General features: G+C 41.8%; 23 protein-coding genes. 20 read left to right on the top strand and 3 right to left on the bottom strand.

Going from position 1 to position 18,125, the window contains the following annotated elements; all coding sequences use genetic code 11:
- Positions 1-7 precede the first annotated feature (7 nt).
- Positions 8-982 (bottom strand): M20/M25/M40 family metallo-hydrolase, encoded by a 975-nt coding sequence (locus tag ACRHOZ_RS11950; protein ID WP_431125904.1) that lies wholly within the window; start codon positions 980-982, stop codon positions 8-10.
- 85 nt (positions 983-1,067) lie between these two features.
- Between ACRHOZ_RS11950 and ACRHOZ_RS11955 the strand changes: the two genes are divergently transcribed.
- From ACRHOZ_RS11955 to ACRHOZ_RS11990, 8 genes are all read left to right on the top strand, one after another.
- Entirely contained in the window at positions 1,068-1,520 is a 453-nt protein-coding gene (locus tag ACRHOZ_RS11955; RefSeq protein ID WP_431125906.1) for a nuclear transport factor 2 family protein, read from the top strand.
- A 51-nt stretch (positions 1,521-1,571) separates the two neighbouring features.
- Positions 1,572-2,180, top strand: a complete 609-nt coding sequence (locus ACRHOZ_RS11960) for a Crp/Fnr family transcriptional regulator (protein ID WP_431125908.1) — start codon at positions 1,572-1,574, stop codon at positions 2,178-2,180.
- 35 nt (positions 2,181-2,215) lie between these two features.
- A complete protein-coding gene (locus ACRHOZ_RS11965) occupies positions 2,216-2,665 on the top strand; it encodes a DMT family transporter (RefSeq protein WP_431125910.1) in 450 nt (149 codons plus the stop codon).
- Complete coding sequence (locus ACRHOZ_RS11970) at positions 2,662-3,387, top strand: GNAT family N-acetyltransferase (RefSeq protein WP_431125912.1); 726 nt, start codon at positions 2,662-2,664, stop codon at positions 3,385-3,387. Before ACRHOZ_RS11965 ends, ACRHOZ_RS11970 begins: the two co-directional genes overlap by 4 nt.
- A gap of 2 nt (positions 3,388-3,389) precedes the next feature.
- Positions 3,390-4,019: an NAD(P)H-dependent oxidoreductase gene (locus tag ACRHOZ_RS11975; protein WP_431125914.1), complete on the top strand. Its 630-nt coding sequence runs from the start codon at positions 3,390-3,392 to the stop codon at positions 4,017-4,019.
- A gap of 78 nt (positions 4,020-4,097) precedes the next feature.
- On the top strand, positions 4,098-4,340 hold the full coding sequence (locus ACRHOZ_RS11980) for a hypothetical protein (protein WP_431125916.1): 243 nt from the start codon (positions 4,098-4,100) through the stop codon (positions 4,338-4,340).
- Positions 4,322-4,636, top strand: a complete 315-nt coding sequence (locus ACRHOZ_RS11985; RefSeq protein WP_431125918.1) for a type II toxin-antitoxin system RelE/ParE family toxin — start codon at positions 4,322-4,324, stop codon at positions 4,634-4,636. The genes ACRHOZ_RS11980 and ACRHOZ_RS11985 overlap by 19 nt, the downstream gene beginning before the upstream one ends.
- 52 nt (positions 4,637-4,688) lie before the next feature.
- Entirely contained in the window at positions 4,689-5,312 is a 624-nt protein-coding gene (locus tag ACRHOZ_RS11990; protein ID WP_431125920.1) for a hypothetical protein, read from the top strand.
- A gap of 44 nt (positions 5,313-5,356) precedes the next feature.
- Here ACRHOZ_RS11990 and ACRHOZ_RS11995 read toward each other — a convergent pair whose 3' ends face one another.
- Positions 5,357-5,632: a hypothetical protein gene (locus ACRHOZ_RS11995; RefSeq protein WP_431125922.1), complete on the bottom strand. Its 276-nt coding sequence runs from the start codon at positions 5,630-5,632 to the stop codon at positions 5,357-5,359.
- Between the two features lie 248 nt (positions 5,633-5,880).
- Between ACRHOZ_RS11995 and ACRHOZ_RS12000 the strand changes: the two genes are divergently transcribed.
- From ACRHOZ_RS12000 to ACRHOZ_RS12015, 4 genes are all read left to right on the top strand, one after another.
- Positions 5,881-6,456 (top strand): hypothetical protein, encoded by a 576-nt coding sequence (locus ACRHOZ_RS12000; protein ID WP_431125924.1) that lies wholly within the window; start codon positions 5,881-5,883, stop codon positions 6,454-6,456.
- Between the two features lie 174 nt (positions 6,457-6,630).
- Positions 6,631-6,969 carry a hypothetical protein gene (locus ACRHOZ_RS12005; RefSeq protein ID WP_431125926.1) on the top strand — a complete coding sequence of 113 codons (339 nt, stop codon included), beginning with the start codon at positions 6,631-6,633 and terminating at the stop codon, positions 6,967-6,969.
- Between the two features lie 80 nt (positions 6,970-7,049).
- The gene (locus ACRHOZ_RS12010; protein ID WP_431125928.1) at positions 7,050-7,940 is read left to right on the top strand and encodes a glycoside hydrolase family 16 protein; all 891 of its coding nucleotides are present in this window, start codon (positions 7,050-7,052) and stop codon (positions 7,938-7,940) included.
- Positions 7,941-7,955: 15 nt separating this feature from the next.
- Positions 7,956-8,420: a GNAT family N-acetyltransferase gene (locus ACRHOZ_RS12015; RefSeq protein WP_431125929.1), complete on the top strand. Its 465-nt coding sequence runs from the start codon at positions 7,956-7,958 to the stop codon at positions 8,418-8,420.
- A gap of 90 nt (positions 8,421-8,510) precedes the next feature.
- On the opposite strand, the gene ACRHOZ_RS12020 is transcribed toward ACRHOZ_RS12015, so the two are convergent.
- Positions 8,511-8,867: a winged helix-turn-helix transcriptional regulator gene (locus ACRHOZ_RS12020; RefSeq protein ID WP_431125931.1), complete on the bottom strand. Its 357-nt coding sequence runs from the start codon at positions 8,865-8,867 to the stop codon at positions 8,511-8,513.
- Positions 8,868-8,964: 97 nt separating this feature from the next.
- Here ACRHOZ_RS12020 and ACRHOZ_RS12025 point away from each other — a divergent pair, with 97 nt between their 5' ends.
- The 8 genes from ACRHOZ_RS12025 (at position 8,965) to ACRHOZ_RS12060 (ending at position 18,121) form a co-directional block, all read left to right on the top strand.
- Entirely contained in the window at positions 8,965-9,144 is a 180-nt protein-coding gene (locus ACRHOZ_RS12025; RefSeq protein ID WP_431125933.1) for a hypothetical protein, read from the top strand.
- A 95-nt stretch (positions 9,145-9,239) separates the two neighbouring features.
- Positions 9,240-9,743 carry a GNAT family N-acetyltransferase gene (locus ACRHOZ_RS12030; protein ID WP_431125935.1) on the top strand — a complete coding sequence of 168 codons (504 nt, stop codon included), beginning with the start codon at positions 9,240-9,242 and terminating at the stop codon, positions 9,741-9,743.
- 73 nt (positions 9,744-9,816) lie between these two features.
- Positions 9,817-10,839: a metallophosphoesterase family protein gene (locus tag ACRHOZ_RS12035; protein ID WP_431125937.1), complete on the top strand. Its 1,023-nt coding sequence runs from the start codon at positions 9,817-9,819 to the stop codon at positions 10,837-10,839.
- 79 nt (positions 10,840-10,918) lie between these two features.
- Positions 10,919-12,763, top strand: a complete 1,845-nt coding sequence (locus ACRHOZ_RS12040) for an alpha/beta fold hydrolase (RefSeq protein WP_431125939.1) — start codon at positions 10,919-10,921, stop codon at positions 12,761-12,763.
- A gap of 98 nt (positions 12,764-12,861) precedes the next feature.
- Positions 12,862-14,346 (top strand): serine hydrolase, encoded by a 1,485-nt coding sequence (locus ACRHOZ_RS12045; protein ID WP_431125941.1) that lies wholly within the window; start codon positions 12,862-12,864, stop codon positions 14,344-14,346.
- Between the two features lie 111 nt (positions 14,347-14,457).
- Positions 14,458-15,222: an FkbM family methyltransferase gene (locus tag ACRHOZ_RS12050; RefSeq protein WP_431125943.1), complete on the top strand. Its 765-nt coding sequence runs from the start codon at positions 14,458-14,460 to the stop codon at positions 15,220-15,222.
- A gap of 186 nt (positions 15,223-15,408) precedes the next feature.
- Entirely contained in the window at positions 15,409-16,425 is a 1,017-nt protein-coding gene (locus ACRHOZ_RS12055) for a zinc-binding alcohol dehydrogenase family protein (protein ID WP_431125945.1), read from the top strand.
- Between the two features lie 43 nt (positions 16,426-16,468).
- Entirely contained in the window at positions 16,469-18,121 is a 1,653-nt protein-coding gene (locus ACRHOZ_RS12060; protein WP_431125947.1) for a UxaA family hydrolase, read from the top strand.
- Positions 18,122-18,125 lie beyond the last annotated feature (4 nt).

The following is an 18,125-nucleotide window of genomic DNA, read 5'->3' on the forward strand; positions in this document are numbered from 1 at the left end:
AGCATTATTAATGCTGGAATAAGCTTACATCCGTTACATTGATTCCTTCCGGGTTTTCCAAAAAGTATGCGGCCAGAATTTTGTAAAGTTCCAAATGGTCTTCTACCCCATCCCAATTCCATTGCTCTGTAATTTCATCTTGTGGGGTATGGATTCCCCCAAACTGAATGGGTTTGGCCTGCTCTCCACCCTTTAACTGGTTCCCGATCCATAAAGTAAGCGCGGGAATACCTTCCCTCAAGAACGAGACCGTATCAAATCGGGTGTTCATTCCATCCACCCAATCCGGACTGTTGTAATGCCAACCATGGTGCTTCAGAACAGTTTCAATTTGATTTACAAAGTTCACGCCCTGTCTGGGAAAAATGTAGTAATCCTCCCGAAGCCCACTAACGTTAAACCCGTCAATGTTTAGACAGATGATGATGTCCTCTTTGGGAAAAAGTGGGTTGTCCACATAATATTTACTTCCGTGCATCCCCAATTCCTCCCCTGCGGTGGCCACAAAGACCAAATTATATTTTGGCGGATCAGCCTGCTTGAAGCTGTTGGCCAATTCAATTAGCGCTGCTACACCCACGGCATTATCCAAAGCACCATTACAGATGGAATCCAATTGACCCGCTTTTTTCTGAATGCCCAAAGCATCATAATGTGCCATAAAAACTATGGACTTTGTGTTTGGTTTTGCTGCTTGGATGTAACCTACTACATTGGATTCCATTTCCTCCATACCTGGAAAGGGAAACTTTTGGAGATAGGAGTCTTTATAGGGTGCTTGCAACCCAATTTGCCCAAATTGTTGGGAGATATAGGCAGCGGCTTTTTGAATTCCCATACTTCCTGTGCCACGCCCCTCCAGCTCATCCGATGCCAAATAGATCGTATGTTCCTTTACCCTATCCTGGACTTGGGCTGTGGTTACTACTGGCAACCATAGCAGCACTAGAATTTTAACTAAGTTTTGGGGAAAATTGATCATAATTTCCAGATTTTGTCCCCTTAAAGACCTAGGATTTGCTGATAGGTTACATCTACATTCCAAAATCATCAAAAAACACAATCAAATGAAGCAAAAAACTTTTTTTACCATGGCTCTTATTGCCCTAAGTATGGGCTACCTCAGCGCCCAAACTCCACAGGATTCCTTGGAAATCAAACAAGCGGCCTTGGACTACATCGAGTCACAACACCAAGTAAAACCTGAACAGTTTGAACGTTCCGCGCACCCCAGAATGGTAAAACGGACCTTTTGGACGGACAAATTCGCCAAAAAAGAGTACTTGCGGGAAACCTTTACCGATGCCATGGTTCTATTGGCGGAAACCTATAACCAAAATGGCGACAAATTCCCAGAAAATCCCAAGAAAGAAGTGGTGATCCTGGATGTGTTTGACAAAACGGCCTCGGTAAAACTCATTGCCGATGACTGGATTGATTATATGCACATTGTTAAGCTCAATGGCAAATGGCAGATCGTAAACGTACTTTGGCAGTTTAAGGACTCCAGCTTACACTAAAAGGAGTCCATCGTAATTCAAAGCAGCAAATTCTTTTGCTAACTTGCTCCTGTGGATCACTATATATTACAAATCAAACAAGTATTTGGACGGTATCATCCCATTTCGGAGGTCTCTTTTGAGGCTCTATACTCCTTAGGGGAATATCAAGAATTGAAGAAGGGCACCCGCCTCTTGGAAATTGGTAAAACATCGCGACACATCCATGTTTTATTGAAAGGGTCCATTGTTTCCCATTATCTAAGTCCAGATGGTGTTGAATACCACAAAAATATTTTTCTGGAAGGAGATTTTGTGGGTTCTACGGTTTCTGCATTGAAAAAAGAACCCTCCCATTTTGCGCTCACCGTCATTGAAGACAGTTGGGTCTTCACTTTTGAACACGCCCTATATCAATCCCTGATCAAACAACATACAGACCTAAAGGACTTTTACATTGCCTATCTGGAAAAAAACTGGGTGGTGGACAAAGAGCAGCGGGAAATTGAAATTGTGATTAAGGAGGCCTCGGAACGCTATGTGGACTTCATAACCATGTATCCTCGCATTGAAGAGCGGATTCCCCTGCATTATATTGCTTCGCACTTGGGTATTACTCCCACCCAATTGAGCAGAATCCGAAAAAAATTCAAAGAAAAAGACCCGCCTCAACATATGTAAAGGAAAAGCATCTTTTTTCACCTCAACTTTGCTGCATGAAACTAATAGGATTATACATGTTGGCATTGTTGGGAGGTGTATTTTTGGCCGTTCAGGCGGGGTTCAGTTCCCAGTTGGGCTCTCTTTTAAAGCAACCTGTGCTTGCCGTTATTTTTACTTCTTTGACCAGTGCCTTTCTAGGAGTGTTGTTTGTCCTTTTTTGGGGCAAACCCTCGTTCCAAATGTTCTCTATTCCTGAAATTCCATGGTATTTATGGTGGATTGGAGGGCTATTTAGCATGGCAGGTATCAGCCTATATTTCTATGCAATTCCAAAAGTGGGGATTTCCAAAATCATTGCCTTGGGCTTATGCGGACAACTGCTTTTTTCCTTGATTGCAGGAAACTTTGGTTGGCTAAACCTGCCCGTTGAACCCATAACTCCTAAACGTCTTATTGGCGCCCTGGCCATGACCCTGGGTATTCTTTTAATCAATACAAAATGAAAAAAATTACGACAAACATTCAGAATTTAACCAGACTTTGGAAAGTGGCAGGAGAGCAGTTCCATGGATATAAACAGGAAGGGCAAATTTCCAGTTCCTTTATTCCCGAATCGGAATGGCCCAATAAAATTTGGACCGAAGTGCACTTATCCGAAGACATTATGGCAGAGCTCAAGGACACAATGGAACAAAATCCCCAATTGACCTTCTCCTGCTTTAATCCAAACGCAGCGGACAATCCCGTATTGGCCAAACACAATTTTGAACTCCAGTTTAACCAAACAGGGATGAGCATGCCCTTAAACTCCAAGTTTACAACCCAAAAAAAATTGGATTTTAAACGGGTGGAGACTGCTGTGCAAGCTGCCCTATGGAGTACGGCCTTTATGTCGGCCTTTGGTTATGATTTTGGTACCAGAACGCTGGAAAAGACCCTTGACAAAATCCCCTACTATCTGGTTTACCACAATAAGGAATTGGTAGGCACCGTAATCCTATACAAGACTGGGAAAATTGCCGGAGTGCACGCCCTGGGCATTATTCCGGAAAAGCGAAAACAGGGGTATGCCACCGAAATCATGTACAACATTCTGAACAAAGCCATCGAAGATGGCTCGGAATGGGCTACGCTTCAGGCTTCCGATATGGCCAAAAACATGTACCTGAAAATGGGCTTCAACGTGGATTTTTTAATGCAGAACTATAAACTAAAACAAGATTGAAAATGGAATTTATAAATCACCAAAATTGGCGCTACGCCACCAAAAAATTCAATCCCAACAGAAAGGTATCCCACGGAGATATGGAACTGTTGAAAGAGGCCATCCAACTTTCGGTTTCCTCTTATGGGCTGCAACCCTATAAGGTGCTGATCATTGAGGATCAATCGCTCCGTGAACAACTTCGAAGCGTGTCTTGGAACCAATCGCAAATCACGGATGCTTCTCATTTGTTTGTCTTTTGCAATGAGGACCAAGTGAATCCAGAAGGTATTGATGGCTTTATTAAACTCACAGCCAACACAAGAGGTTTGGGTGTAGCCCAGCTCTCGGGCTATGGGGATTTCATGAAGGCCAAACTGGGAGAGAAATCCAAAGAAGACCAGTTCCATTGGTCCAAGAACCAGACCTATATTGCCATGGCCAATTTGTTGGCCGCCTGTGCCGAACTGGGCATTGATGCCTGCCCCATGGAAGGTTTTGAAGCGGACCAATACAACGCTATTTTGGGACTGGACCAAAAAGGCCTGAACGCCTCCGTGATCGTGTCCGTTGGTTATAGAAGTCTGGATGACGACTCCCAACATGCTGCTAAAGTGCGCAAACCCAAGGAAGAACTATTCGCGCATGTTTAAGGCCAGCCTATTTTAACCCGTTCGGATGTTCCCAACTCGGTTAATTTTTGCATATTTATAGGAACAAAATCAATGCAGATGGCAACTATGGACAACTTAAGAAATGGATTGATCCACAAGATCATGACCATAGATGACAAGGACTATTTGGAAGCGTTGGATCTTCTACTTTCGGCTGGCTCCCAATCCTTGGACGCCGTTAAACTTACCCAAGAGCAAAAGGCAATGTTGGAGTTGAGTGAAGACGATATCGAAAATGGAAGGCTTATTTCCCAAGAAGCTATGGACAAACGTAATCTTGAATGGCTCCAAGGCCTGTAGCCTGGACCAAGACAGCAGATATTCAGTTTGTAGGCATTCTAGAATATTGGACAAAGAAAAACAAATCCACCCTATACCCGCAGAAACTTGTACAGTTGGTCTCCAAAAGAACCCAGCTGATTTCCACAAACCCATTCATTTTTAGATCCACCCCTTTTAAAGGGGTACGCGTAGCTCCGTTGGGACCTTTTAATATGTACTACAAAGTCACCAAGGAGCGTATCATCATTACCGCCTTTTGGGACAACAGACAAGACCCAAGGAAACTTTGGGAAATATTGCGAAAACCCTCCTGACATAGGGCTGTCATCCCCTGCCATTACTTTGGCACCATAAAAAACAAACAAGATGAAAATTACCAAAATTATGGCCTTGACAGGCCTTTGCATGGCATTACAGTTGGTGTCATGTACCACCAAAGCACAATCGTCCAAAACCGTCAAGGCAGCTATGGCAAACACCAAGGTACTGGTGCCCAATCCCAGCAAGTATGTTTCAAGTCCTGTGCGTAACCGTATTAAGCTAAACCTTAACGCCAGCCTTCCCGAAGTTTGGGAAATGGTGGGCAAGCCAGAACATATGCCCCACTATAGCGCGGGGTTGGAAAAAGTGGATGCCCAATACGCTGCAGGCAAATGCACCGAGTTTACCTGCCATTTTGTGCCCATGGAAGGGCAGACCGAAGGTCTGAAACACACAGAAAAGGTTGTCTGGTACGAAAACCAGCTAGGGTACATCTCCCAATCGGAGGAACCCAACAATTATGGGTATACCGAAGGCTTGGCCCTAGTGCAGGTTTCCAAAACCGAGCAGGGCGCCCTGTTTTCTTGGGACATCCATTACAATGCCCCTGATGATGCCACCCTGCACATGAACATTGAGGCCTACCAAATGGCCTTGGACGACATTGCCGCCAATCTGATAAAAAAGTTTGGGGGCCAGGTGTTGGAAAGCTATGCCTTTAAACAATAGTTTCCACACAAGCTTGGAAAAGGGAGGCCGCGCCTCCCTTTTTTTTAGCCTTTCTGAAAGGTCTCCTCTATTAAATCCCAAAGTACCTTTACTTGATAGAGGGCCCGTTTTTCTTCCCCGTCCAAGATTTCCTCGGAGTGGTAGACCACAATATCGTGCACCAATTTTAGGGCCTTTACCCTGTCTGGCCCATCCAATGGGCTCACATACTCCAGGAGGGCTTGTTGTGCTGGGGAGGGTTGGGAAAATGGGGTTGCGCCTTTGGGCGCAAGTGCCGCATGGCAATGCGGGCAGTGGTTTTGTTCATTCTGATTTGCCATAGGTTATGTGTTTTGGTTAAGTGACCAAACTGGCGTTGCTTATACTCAGAATGCGTTGACGGGATAAATATACGGTTTAAAACAAAATAGAAGGATGTGGCAGCTACAGATAACCGTCCATAACGGCATAAAATTTAGGACTGGCGAAATATCCGTTTTTCGATAAAAAGTAGGTTATATCCTTCCAAACGGGAAGGTTATGCATATAAAAATGGGTACATTGTGGATATAAACGAGTTGTAAACAATTTGAGAAAACGCGTAATCAAATACGGAATTATAAGTTTAATTGGAATCTATTTGATTTTCCAATTTCTTCCAGTTGGTGATTATTGTTCAGGTCTGGGTAACTTTTTGACTTCTCTTTTTATAGTCGGACTTTTAATTTTAATCGTATTTGTTTTAGCAGTTCGGAATCTAATTCGAATTAAAAAAAAGAAAGAGAAATTTGATTTTATTCCTTTAATAATAGTTCTGTTCTTTGGTGTGATATGGTATTTTTTAGTGGATATGACTGACAAAAAATTCTGGACTGAAAAATCATTGATTGGATTTGTTGAAGAGGAAGGAACACCTAAAAGCGGAACATTAGTACTTTTCAAAAATGGCTCATTTGGAGCTTCATATCATCGTGCTGATTATAGTTGTACATATCCTGGAGATTATGAAATAATTGACAATCGACTAATTCTAAAACGAACTGATTTAACGGAATTAACTGATAGTATTTTTACGACAAAATATTTGATTGGTAGAAAAGACAGTATTTTAAAACCAATAGAAAACGGATTTATGGAAATCGGAATCTCAAAAATGGAGGAATGAAAAAACTGTTTACAACAATGTACAACCGTAATTACGGCGGATTCCACTACCCTTCGACTTCGCTCAGAGCAGGCTAGAATCCACTAGGAATATTGCTAAATACAGTGCCTAATCGATAAACCATAACTTAAAACCCGTAACGGACGGTTGTACTGAGCCGTTGGCTAACATTAAATGAAACAGTATAAAAAGGATTTACTGAAAGGGTTTGAAAAAAGAAAATTCGAGCTGACTGAATTACAGAATGGAAATTCGTTGCCTTGGTGGATTGAAGAAAAGTGGATTCTTAACGGAATGAAATCAGAAAGTCGGAATGACAAACTGTACGTGAATTTTTTAACCGACAAACAATGGGAAAGTGGAACTAAAATTGTAAACGAAATTTTAGTGAGTGAATTGGAAATGGAGGATTATTCGGATTTTAGTTCAAAGATTGCTGAACTGGATATGCAAAAAGGAATTTTCAGTGTAAAACTTGAACAGTTCTGGACTGAATTTGACAATAAAAAATAACGTTTGCCAACAATGGCTATAAGTAATTGCTAACCATGCAACCATTACCAACCAAAAAAGCTGTCAATCACTCGCAAAAAATGAAACCAAAAAGACTTTTTATACTAATCCCAATTGCTACCTTGATCATTATGTTCGCTTCCTGCGATAAAAAGCCCTATGTGCTCACCGAGGGTTATATGTATGTTCAAAAAGAAGAACGGCGGAACGATTCCACCGAATGGGAACTGGTATGGGAAGATAACTTTGACCGCGACACCTTGGATACCGATACCTGGAGCCGTATAGGTCTTTTTACTTCTTCCAAATGGAAAGTGCCGGTGGAGGAATGGCGGGAAGTGACCAACTGTTTCCGATATATAACGGCCACAGACCCAAGAGTGGTTACTCTAGACGATAGCAATATCCACCTCAAGGGCATCATTAATCCCGATTCCCTTGCTGGAGATCCTCGTCCCTATCTAACCGGGGGAATCTATTCCTGGGAGAAATTTGCCTTTCAGTATGGGCGTGTAGAAATCAAGGCCAAGCTGGATCAGGCCTATGGTATGTGGCCTGCTATCTGGATGCTGTCCGAAAAGGAAATATACCCAGACCAACATAACGGGGAAATGGATATTATGGAAACCCTAAACCATGATGACTTTGCGTACCAGACCACGCATAACCATTATACAATTACGCTAAAACAAGAAGAACCAAAAAAATTCGCCACGGCCAAAATAGATACCACGGGTTACAACATCTATAGCGTAAGCTGGTATCCTGATAAATTGGTTTATGCCGTTAATGGGGTAACGTCCTACGAATATCCCAAGATTGCTGGGGCAGGCACCTACCAATGGCCGTTTGATCAACCTTTTTATCTTCTTATTGACCAGCAAATGGAACACGAATGGCCCGGTATGATCACACATCCGGAGGAACTCCCCATAAGTATGACGGTGGATTGGGTACGATTATATCAATAAAGGAAATACCACAAAATGGAATTCATCAAACGTTCTTCACTAGCACAATCTGAAAAAGTTCAGGTTTTGGAGCTGTGGAACAATGAATATCCAGAAAAACTAGGGTATACTTCAATGGCAGCATTTGACACCTACCTTGAACATCTAAAGGATTCATCCCATATACTTTTAATTGATGAAGACAAAAAAATAAAAGGCTGGTATTTTGACTTTAAACGTGATAACGAAAAGTGGTTCGCGATAATTTTGGACTCCCAAATCCATGGAAAAGGGATTGGCTCCAAAATGCTGGAGCTTGCCAAAGAAAAAGAGAACGAATTAAATGGTTGGGTCATAGACCATAGCACGGATAAAAAGAAAAATGGCGAATCTTACCATTCCCCTTTGAATTTTTATCTTAAAAATGGTTTTGAAAAGGTAACAGGCAACCGATTGGAATTGGATAAAATATCCGCCGTAAAAATAAAATGGGCCAAATAGAACAAGTTGCCAACAATGGTCATTTTTAGTCTCCACGAAAAATGTTGGGGAGATAGCATGCCAGGGACCACTGATCGCAACCAGAACACACTACTTCGAATAATTTTCAACAACAAAATCGCCCCAGTCCGCAATGGATTGAACTATCGGAATTAAAGTTTTACCAAAATCGGTTAAAGAATATTCCACTTTTAGTGGTGGCTTTGAGGTGTAAACTTTACGTTTTATCAATCCGTCTTCCTCCAAAGCTTTTAATTGTAGGCTCAACGTTCTTTCGGTTACGGTAGGCATTGATTTTCTTAATTCATTATATCTTAATTTATTGTTCATTAAATGAAAAAGAATGACTGTTTTCCATTTGCCACCAATGATTCCCATCGTTAAACTTGTGCAACAAGGATAGTCATTCCCCCTGAATTTGAGCATTTTAGATTCTGCCGTTCCCATAAATTTTATACTATCATTTTTGACCGTTATTGCAAAGGTATAATACTATATATTGTTTTGCAACTATACTTATTATAGCATCTGACAAACAAAGAAAATGAAATACCAAGAAGTCCCTTTAGATATTAAAACGGTAAGCGAAACAGAACTGGACGGTATCAAGAAAGCCATAAGAAAGGCCGCGCTTAAAGACCAAAAAAGATTATGGATTCTTTCCGCACTTAGTCTTGTGTTTGTACTTTTAGTGCTACTTGGCCTGTTTTGGCTGATGCAATAAACAAACCCTGGCAACACAAAATCTAAAAAATAAAAGCCCTTTCTTCCGAATACAATATCTTAGAAGAAAAACAACCAAAGACCTAAATTTCCTCTATGGAACTCAGCACCCAACGATTACAACTAATTCCCTTATCAGGGGAGGACACCAAGATTTTTCATGAAACCAATATCAATCCCCATGTAAAAAGGTATTTATGGGATAATGAAGAAATCCCAGCGGCGGTTTCTGAAGGGATCATCCAAGAAGTGGGCACCAAATTTGAGAAAGAAAAATGGGGCCTGTGGAAAATACTGGATGCTTCTAGCCAAACTTATATGGGCTACATAGGGTTCTGGTTCTTTTTTGAAGAAGCGCTTCCTCAATTGGTGTATGCACTTCTACCGGAATTTACTGGCAAGGGGTATGCAACAGAAGCCTCACAGGAGATTATCCGATATGCTTTTGAAGAGCTAAAATTTGATTATATCAAAGCTTCCATGGACACTCCCAACCAAGATTCGGCAAGGGTCTGCGACCGATTGCAAATGCAACTGGTTGAAGAGAAAACGATGGAGGGCAAGCCCACCCTTTTTTATAAGTTGGACAACAGTCGTTAGCTGTGTATTCACCTTTTTTTAAGTAAGACGGATGGCCCATCAATGAAAATGTTATCCTATAATTAAAAACATAATGAAACGCCGATTTTTTTTCAACAAAGTTTCTGCCGCCTTTTTGGGGCTTGGACTTGCGACCAGTTCGTTTGCGAAATCAACTAAAAAGAAAAACAAGAAAGTCAAGGTATGTGCCACAGTAGATCAGGAAGAGGTGTCTTTTTACGCAGATGTAATTCATGAGTCGGTTAAGGTGGTCCATATAGCCGATACGCATTTGTTCAAAGATGATGAAAGGGGAATACCTTTTCAGGAGTACAGTAATCGAATGGCAAAAGCCTATAACCAAACCACACACTTTAAAACAGGAGCAAAAACGAATCCGGAGGAAGCTTTTGAACAAACTCTGGCGTTTGCAAAAGAAGTAAATGCCGATGTAATCACTTTGGTGGGAGATCTTTTTAGTTTTCCGTCTGAAGCCGCAATCGAATGGGTTTTAAACAAATTGAAAGAAACAGGTATTCCGTATATCTACATTGCTGGCAACCACGATTGGCATTACGAAGGTATGAAAGGTACCTTGGAGACTTTGCGGGACACGTGGATCGAAAAGCGATTAAAACCATTGTACCAAGGCAATCATCCGTTGATGGCCGCATATGATATTAAGGGCATACGTTTTTTGGCCATTGATAATTCCACCTATCAGATTAATGAGAGGCAACTAGCCTTTTTTACAGAACAAGTTGACAGCGGAATGCCACTGGTTCTCCTGGTTCATATTCCACTATATGCACCTGGAAAGAGCATTTGGTTTGGTTGCGGAAATCCGAATTGGGGCGCTTCCACGGATAGCAATCATGAGTTGGAAAGACGTCCTAAATGGCCAGCAAGTGGGCATACCCAAACAACACTTAATTTTCACAAACAGGTTTTTAATGCCCCAAACCTATTAGGGATTTTTGCCGGACATATCCATCAAAATTCTATTGAAATGATTAAGGGAAAACCACAAATTGTTGCTGATGACAACGCTAGTGGAGGTTATTTGGACATCAACTTTTTGCCCATGAATCAAAAAGATAAAAAGTTGATTTTGTAAATGTTGATACATATCAGATGAGAAACTAAGAATTGGCGGTAAATTGTGGCATCTACTACATAGCTAAACCTCAAACAACATGACAAAGTTTGTATCTTATTTAATGTTGGCGTTGATTTCCGGGAACTGTTTGGGACAAGAACCCAAAAAATCGGAAACTATAAAAGTAAATGGTATTGAAATCCACTATGAGGTTTACGGCAACGGGGAACCCCTTTTACTATTGCACGGCTGGACACAATCTTCAAAGTTTTGGTCCGATTACATTGCTATCTTTGCCCAGCATTTTGAAGTGTATGCCCTAGATCTTCGCGGGCATGGTAAATCCTCCCAACTCACTTCCGATTTCACCATAAAAAAGGCCTCAGAGGACGTTTTGGCACTTTTAGATGTACTAAAACTCCAAAAAGTGCATGCCATAGGGTTGAGCTACGGAGGGTTGACGCTGCTGGAATTGGCAAACACCAATCCGGATAGATTGGCATCCATGGTTTTAATTGGGGCTTCCCATAGTTTTGACGGCAGAAAAAACAGCGCTGATACCACCTTCTCCTATAAAAACCTCCCTCCATCATTTATAGAAGAACTGACTAGAATCCATTCACGGGGGGAAAACCAGGTTAGGGCTTTGTTTGACCCAAACCTTAACTATAGGATTGCGTTGGATAATGAAGAGTTGAGGGCAATGAAAATCAGGACTCTGATTGTGCATGGAAATCGAGATGAAATTCTTGGACTTAAACCAGCTATAGATTTACATGAAAACCTGCCCCAATCCGAATTATGGATTGTTCCCAATACCGGGCATATTGCCATAACCGGTGCAAACCAGCAAGATTTTCTAAAAAAGAGTCTTCAATTTCTGGCTGATGATGAAAAAAATGCAACTGACCTTAAGATTCCCGAGTTTCAGAACTTGTTCGATGCCAAAAACGAAACCAAAATAGCCTGCTACCGGATACCTGCATTGATCACTGCACCCAACGGGGATTTAATAGCCGCTATTGATGAAAGGGTGCCCTCTTGTGGCGATCTGAAATGGAGCAAGGATATCAATATTGTTATCCGTCACAGTGTTGACAATGGTGACTCTTGGACCAAAATAGAAAGGGTTATTGATTATCCCCATGGCCAATCCGCTTCGGATCCATCCATGATTGTGGACGAAGTGACCGGTTCAATTTTCATGTTCTTTAATTATATGGACTTGGACAAAGAAAAGGACATATACTATTTAAAGTATATCAAGAGTGCCGATAATGGCAAAACCTGGAGCCGTCCAATAGACATTACTTCGCAAATCACAAAACCGGAATGGCATCACGATTTTAAGTTTATCACATCTGGTCGCGGTATTCAGACCCGTGATGGTAAACTATTGCATACTTTGGTGAACTTGGAAAAAGGCCTTCATCTTTTTGCAAGTGACGACCATGGAAAGAGTTGGTATCTGATAGACAATCCAATATCTCCTGGAGACGAATCCAAGGTAATGGAACTGGACGATGGTAGCTGGATGATCAATAGCCGGATTAATGGCCTAGGTACAAGGTTTGTCCATACTTCGTCTAACGAAGGGAAAAGCTGGACGTCTGTGCCAGACAAGACCTTGGTGGACCCTGGTTGTAATGCTAGCATCGTAAGATATAGTTCCAAAAAGGATGGAGATGACAAAAACCGGCTGTTGTTTGCCCATGCTAACGATAAGGATGAGCGTAAAAATCTGACGGTACACATCAGTTATGATGAGGGAAAAAGTTGGTCCAAAGGGAAAACCATTTATGCCGGTGGTTCGGCCTATTCCTCCATGACCGTTTTGGACAATGGGGATATTGGCCTATTCTTTGAAAAGGACGACTATTCGGAAAATGTCTTTACTCGTTTCACCTTGTCTTGGCTGACAGATGGGGAGGATAGTAATTAATACATCCCAACCAAAATGTAGCATATTGCTTAAAATGCAAGGATTGCCCCAATCCTCAACATAGCCAAGTTTAGTACCTTTAGACAGAAACACCTTAAATGAAGTTGCTGCACACATTTCTCTTACTTTTGCCCTTTTCCGTTTGGGGTCAATCCATAGCAACTGATTCGTTGGATGCGTATATATCCAAACTGGTTTCTGACCAAGAATACAATATCCCAGGGCTGGCCATCGGTGTGATACACAATGATTCGGTTGTTTTTAAAAAGGGGTATGGTCTTACAAGTTTGGAGCAAGGTCATCCCATCAATACCCAAACTGTTTTTCCTATTCTTTCCTGCACCAAAGCGTTCACCGCAACAGGAATAGGAATACTTGTCGACGAGGGAAAATTGAATTGGAACGATAAAGTAAAAGAGCATTTACCAGACTTTGAACTCAGTGACCCTTGGATCACAAAGGAAATTGCGATTAGCGACCTGTTGGCCCATAGGTCAGGGTTAAGAGCATTTGATGGGGATTTGCTATGGTACGGCTCCAACCACACAACACAAGAAGTCATTGAAAAAATAAGGCATTATCCCATTAAAGGTTCATTCCGACTCGATTTTAATTACAACAATGTCATGTATTTGGTGGCGGGAAAAATTATAGAGCAAGTAAGCGGAATGCCTTGGGAGGAGTTTATGCAAACCAAAATCTTTGATGTGCTTGGAATGCAAGGCAGTTCTGCCAAGTTCTCAGAATTGACCAAAAGTCCAAAATACGTCCGACCTCATATTGCGAATAAACCCATTATTCCAGTGAGTTTGGACAACGCCGTAGCAGCGGGGGGTATTAATTCCTCCATTGATGATATGTTATTGTGGATTCAAATGTGTCTCAATAAAGGGACATTGAACAAGAAACAAGTACTCTCCCGAAATAACTTTGAGACGATGACAAGTCCAAAAATACCTTTGAACAATCGAGGTTCTGGAAGCTATGGGTTTGGATGGTATATAGATTATGAGGATTCAAAAAAGGTGCTCTACCATGGAGGTGGAATGCCAGGGTACAAGTCCATTATGGCCCTATATCCCGAAGAAAAAATTGGTATAGTAGTTCTGACAAATAAGATTACCATGATCAATGAGGGGTTGATGAATATGATTTCCAGTTATATCATAAATCCGGAGCTTACGGATTGGTCCCAAAACAGAAAGTACTTCACTTACTTTAGCTATTCTTGGGACAGGCCAGAGAACATTCAAATTTCTCCCAATATTCCAAGTAGCTTTGCTAAATATTGCGGGGTGTATGAAGACAAAGTCTACGGGCAAGCCCAAGTCAAAATGGTGAACTCAGATGCCATCTTGGAGTTAGTGCCCAGTAAGGACAAGCTGTCTGGAAGACTTTTTTTCTTGGACAAACAAAGGTTTAAAGTAAAATTCAAGGATACATTTTTACCTTCAGGAGAAGTGGTGTTTGAAATGGATAAAAATCAAAATATTATGGGGTTTAAGTTGGTGGTTCCTAATGATGATTTCAATTTTGATAATTTGCACTTTAGGAAAAAGGAGCAAGTCAATCCACATAAATGACTTAAAAGGCTGTACCATTGGAAGGCAATTATCTTTAAGTTGGTTATTGTACCTTTAAAACCAAGCTTAGTCATAAAGTTGAGCGGCTATATACTCCGAAATCTTTGATACATGAATAATGACAGCTCTACTTGGTTGGATTATATAAAAAACAAGATTCAACGAAGAATTCAGAAAATGCGATTGCTATTTGGCGGTATCTATTTCTCCATTTTCACCAAGACCTACAAAAATGCCGGGGTAGTACTCCATATTCCTTTTGACCTTACTGATTTTAAATTCCGAGGCCGATTCGCCTTGGATTTATATGAGGAAGAGGAGGCCAAATATCTTTCAAAATACCTGTCGCCCAACGCCAAAGTATTGGAATTGGGTTCCTGTTTGGGATACGTTTCTTGCCTCGTCAACAACATTCTTGCTGAAAAAGACCAACATGTGGCTCTTGAGGCCAATCCCAATCTAATTCCCTGGATAGAAAAAAACAGGGAAGCCAATGATTGTCATTTTCATTTGGAAAATTCCATCGTCTCCCCTACTAAGAGCAATATCTTCTACATTCATAAGCTCATTGTGGGCGGAAGCACCAAACGGGAAACTCCGGTAAAAACCGAAATTAAGGGCCTTACCATTACCATGCTCAAGGAAAAGTACAACATCGACTTTGACACCTTGGTGATGGATATTGAAGGTGGAGAATTGAGTTTGCTACGCAATTTTAAAAAGGAGATTTCTGGGTTTAAGCATATCTTTTTTGAGATTCATCCTTTTGCTGGCATCCTTACAGAAGAAGAAGCTCAGGAATGTGAGGAAATTTTAAAAGAAATTGGCTTTAATTTGAAGATTCGGGATGGGCATTATCAGATTTGGGAAAAATAGTCTGCATTCAGGCTATATTGCCCAAGGTGTTCCGAGACCGCATGACCCCCTTCCGTCTTGGAAACCAAGCTATTTCAGCACTTTTTTTTGAAACTCTTTGACAGGATGCTGTGCAGGATAGTTATAATTATATATTTTTGTGTAATCGATTACATTACCGCCAATTTGGTGTAAGCCTAAAAGCATATGCATTACATAGTTTGTGAAAAACCCGGCCAATTTGCCCTAAAAGAGAAAGGTGTACCTGTACCGAAGAAAAATGAAGCCTTACTTAAGATTAAAAGTGTTGGGATTTGCGGCACCGATCTACATGCATATGCCGGGAATCAGGCATTTTTTACCTATCCAAGAATATTGGGACATGAACTATCTGCAGAGGTGTTGGAAATTGGCGTGAATTCCAAGAACATAAAAGTTGGTGATACGGTTGGGGTTATGCCCTATCTCAGTTGCGGAAAATGCATTGCCTGTATTAATGGCAAGAGCAACTGCTGTATCAGCATTAATGTTCTAGGAGTGCATACCGATGGCGGAATGCAGGAGCAAATTGTTGTTCCTTCAGATATTCTTCTACCAGTTGGGGGTTTGACAGATGACGAAGTAACTATCATTGAACCCCTGGCCATTGCCGCCCATGCCCTAAGACGGGCACAGATTAGAAGCGGCGAAACCATAGCAGTCATGGGATGTGGCCCTATAGGTATTGGAATTCTAAAGCAGGCCCAGATTATGGGTGCAAAAGTGATTGCAATGGATATCAACGAAGGGCGGCTGCAATACGTAAAGAACACCATTGGCTGCGATTACGCCATCAATGCCTCCCAAGATCCATTGGCAAAAATTGAGGCCATCACAAATGGAAATCTATGCACCGCAGTTTTTGATGCAACGGGTGCCAAATTCCCTTTGGAAAAAGGGCCGGAGTATATGGCACATGGAGGGAGGTTTGTCCTCGTGGGATTATCCAAAGGGGAACTTACTTACAACCATCCCAAAATCCATGCTAAGGAAGCTACCATTATGTGTAGTCGTAATGCCACCCTGGAGGACTTTGAGCAAGTAATCAACATTATGGACCAATTCCCTACGGCATCCTTCGTAACCCATAAAGTTCATTATACTGAGATGATAGCCAACTTTGACCATTGGCTAGATCCAGAATATGGTACCATTAAAGCTGTGGTACATTTTAACAACAAATGATTTTCCATTAGGAATTTAGGGCATTTCAAATAGAACAAATATTATGTCAAAAGATTATGTGCAGATTGACCCTCGTGACAACATTGTGGTTGCCATAAACGACCTGCCCCAAGGAATGTCCATAAACTTGGATGGTTGTACCACCATACTACAGGAAAATATCAAGAGCAAGCATAAGTTTGCCTCACAGGATTTTAAGGTGGGGGATGAGATCCATATGTACGGAGTTCTGATTGGAAAAGCAGTTGTTCCCATCAAGGCGGGAGAGGCCATAACAACACAAAATATTGTCCACGCTTCAGCCAAATATGGAACTCCGACTAAAAAAGTCGCATGGAGCCCACCAGATGTTTCCAAGTTTAAACAACGGTCGTTCCTGGGATATCCAAGAGCGGATGGGAGCTATGGTACGGCCAATTATTGGTTGGTTATTCCCTTGACTTTTTGTGAAAATCGGAATGTTGACATTTTGGAAGCTGCTCTATTGGAGAAACTGGGCTATCAGACCAAACAAGATTATAGTGTAGATACGGACGCTTTAATCTCGAAGTACAAAAAAGGCGCAACTGCCCAAGAAATTCTGGATACTCCTGTTGTCCTATCTAGGGAAGAAACATCAAAAAACAGATTATTCACCAATGTGGATGGGGTTAAGTTCTTAAGACACGATGGCGGTTGTGGGGGAACCCGTGAAGATGCCCAGGTACTTTGTAACCTGCTTGCCGGTTATATCAGCAACCCCAATGTAGCGGGCGCGACCGTACTAAGTTTGGGATGTCAAAATGCCCAGATTGAAATGCTGCAAAAAGCCATAGCGAACATAAACCCCAACGGTGCGAAACCCGTGTCCTATCTGGAACAACAACAAAGCAAAAGTGAACGTGATTTTATTGCAGAAGCCGTTAAATTGACCTTTGTTGGACTCATTGAGGCCAACAAAATTCAACGCGAACCGGCGCCTTTGAGCCAAATTACCCTCGGTTTGGAATGTGGGGGTTCCGATGGATTCTCAGGTATTTCTGCCAATCCCGCTCTGGGATATGCATCAGATTTATTGACTGCTTTGGGCGGTTCGCCCGTCTTAGCCGAATTCCCAGAATTGAACGGAGTCGAGCAAAATCTTATAGATAGATGTCAAAATGAAAAGGATGCCCAAAAATTTGCGTCCCTAATGAAAGCATATTCAGAATCTGCCATCGCAGTAGGTTCTGGTTTTGAAAGCAACCCATCTCCGGGAAATATCAAGGATGGCCTCATTACCGATGCCATGAAATCTGCCGGAGCAGCCAAAAAAGGAGGAACCTCTCCTGTTGTGGAGGTGTTGGATTATGCGGAAAAAATAACCAAACCAGGATTGAATCTGCTCTGCACTCCTGGGAACGATGTGGAAAGTACCACCGGCCTTGCAGGCTCGGGGTGCAATATCATTGTGTTTACAACGGGCTTGGGAACACCAACAGGAAACCCGGTTGCACCAGTTCTCAAGCTTTCGAGCAATACCAAGCTGTACCAAAAAATGAACGACATTATTGATATGAACGCCGGAACGGTAATTACCGGCGAAGACACTATTGAATCCATGGGGGAGAAAATACTAGATCATATAATCCAAGTGGCTAGCGGCTTGGTTGAAGCTAAATCGGTAGTAAAAGGCCATAATGATTTCATTCCTTGGAAAAGAGGGATTTCTTTATAAGAAC

This window comes from Flagellimonas flava (assembly GCF_050617915.1).
Classification (GTDB): Bacteria; Bacteroidota; Bacteroidia; order Flavobacteriales; family Flavobacteriaceae; genus Flagellimonas; species Flagellimonas flava_A.

Coding starts and splice junctions, on each gene's coding strand:
- ACRHOZ_RS11950 (WP_431125904.1), bottom strand. CDS start 982: ATGATCAATTTTCCCCAAAACTTAGTTAAAATTCTAGTGCTGCTATGG.
- ACRHOZ_RS11955 (WP_431125906.1), top strand. CDS start 1,068: ATGAAGCAAAAAACTTTTTTTACCATGGCTCTTATTGCCCTAAGTATG.
- ACRHOZ_RS11965 (WP_431125910.1), top strand. CDS start 2,216: ATGAAACTAATAGGATTATACATGTTGGCATTGTTGGGAGGTGTATTT.
- ACRHOZ_RS11970 (WP_431125912.1), top strand. CDS start 2,662: ATGAAAAAAATTACGACAAACATTCAGAATTTAACCAGACTTTGGAAA.
- ACRHOZ_RS11975 (WP_431125914.1), top strand. CDS start 3,390: ATGGAATTTATAAATCACCAAAATTGGCGCTACGCCACCAAAAAATTC.
- ACRHOZ_RS11980 (WP_431125916.1), top strand. CDS start 4,098: ATGGCAACTATGGACAACTTAAGAAATGGATTGATCCACAAGATCATG.
- ACRHOZ_RS11985 (WP_431125918.1), top strand. CDS start 4,322: ATGGCTCCAAGGCCTGTAGCCTGGACCAAGACAGCAGATATTCAGTTT.
- ACRHOZ_RS11990 (WP_431125920.1), top strand. CDS start 4,689: ATGAAAATTACCAAAATTATGGCCTTGACAGGCCTTTGCATGGCATTA.
- ACRHOZ_RS11995 (WP_431125922.1), bottom strand. CDS start 5,632: ATGGCAAATCAGAATGAACAAAACCACTGCCCGCATTGCCATGCGGCA.
- ACRHOZ_RS12005 (WP_431125926.1), top strand. CDS start 6,631: ATGAAACAGTATAAAAAGGATTTACTGAAAGGGTTTGAAAAAAGAAAA.
- ACRHOZ_RS12010 (WP_431125928.1), top strand. CDS start 7,050: ATGAAACCAAAAAGACTTTTTATACTAATCCCAATTGCTACCTTGATC.
- ACRHOZ_RS12015 (WP_431125929.1), top strand. CDS start 7,956: ATGGAATTCATCAAACGTTCTTCACTAGCACAATCTGAAAAAGTTCAG.
- ACRHOZ_RS12020 (WP_431125931.1), bottom strand. CDS start 8,867: ATGGGAACGGCAGAATCTAAAATGCTCAAATTCAGGGGGAATGACTAT.
- ACRHOZ_RS12025 (WP_431125933.1), top strand. CDS start 8,965: ATGAAATACCAAGAAGTCCCTTTAGATATTAAAACGGTAAGCGAAACA.
- ACRHOZ_RS12030 (WP_431125935.1), top strand. CDS start 9,240: ATGGAACTCAGCACCCAACGATTACAACTAATTCCCTTATCAGGGGAG.
- ACRHOZ_RS12035 (WP_431125937.1), top strand. CDS start 9,817: ATGAAACGCCGATTTTTTTTCAACAAAGTTTCTGCCGCCTTTTTGGGG.
- ACRHOZ_RS12040 (WP_431125939.1), top strand. CDS start 10,919: ATGACAAAGTTTGTATCTTATTTAATGTTGGCGTTGATTTCCGGGAAC.
- ACRHOZ_RS12045 (WP_431125941.1), top strand. CDS start 12,862: ATGAAGTTGCTGCACACATTTCTCTTACTTTTGCCCTTTTCCGTTTGG.
- ACRHOZ_RS12050 (WP_431125943.1), top strand. CDS start 14,458: ATGAATAATGACAGCTCTACTTGGTTGGATTATATAAAAAACAAGATT.
- ACRHOZ_RS12055 (WP_431125945.1), top strand. CDS start 15,409: ATGCATTACATAGTTTGTGAAAAACCCGGCCAATTTGCCCTAAAAGAG.
- ACRHOZ_RS12060 (WP_431125947.1), top strand. CDS start 16,469: ATGTCAAAAGATTATGTGCAGATTGACCCTCGTGACAACATTGTGGTT.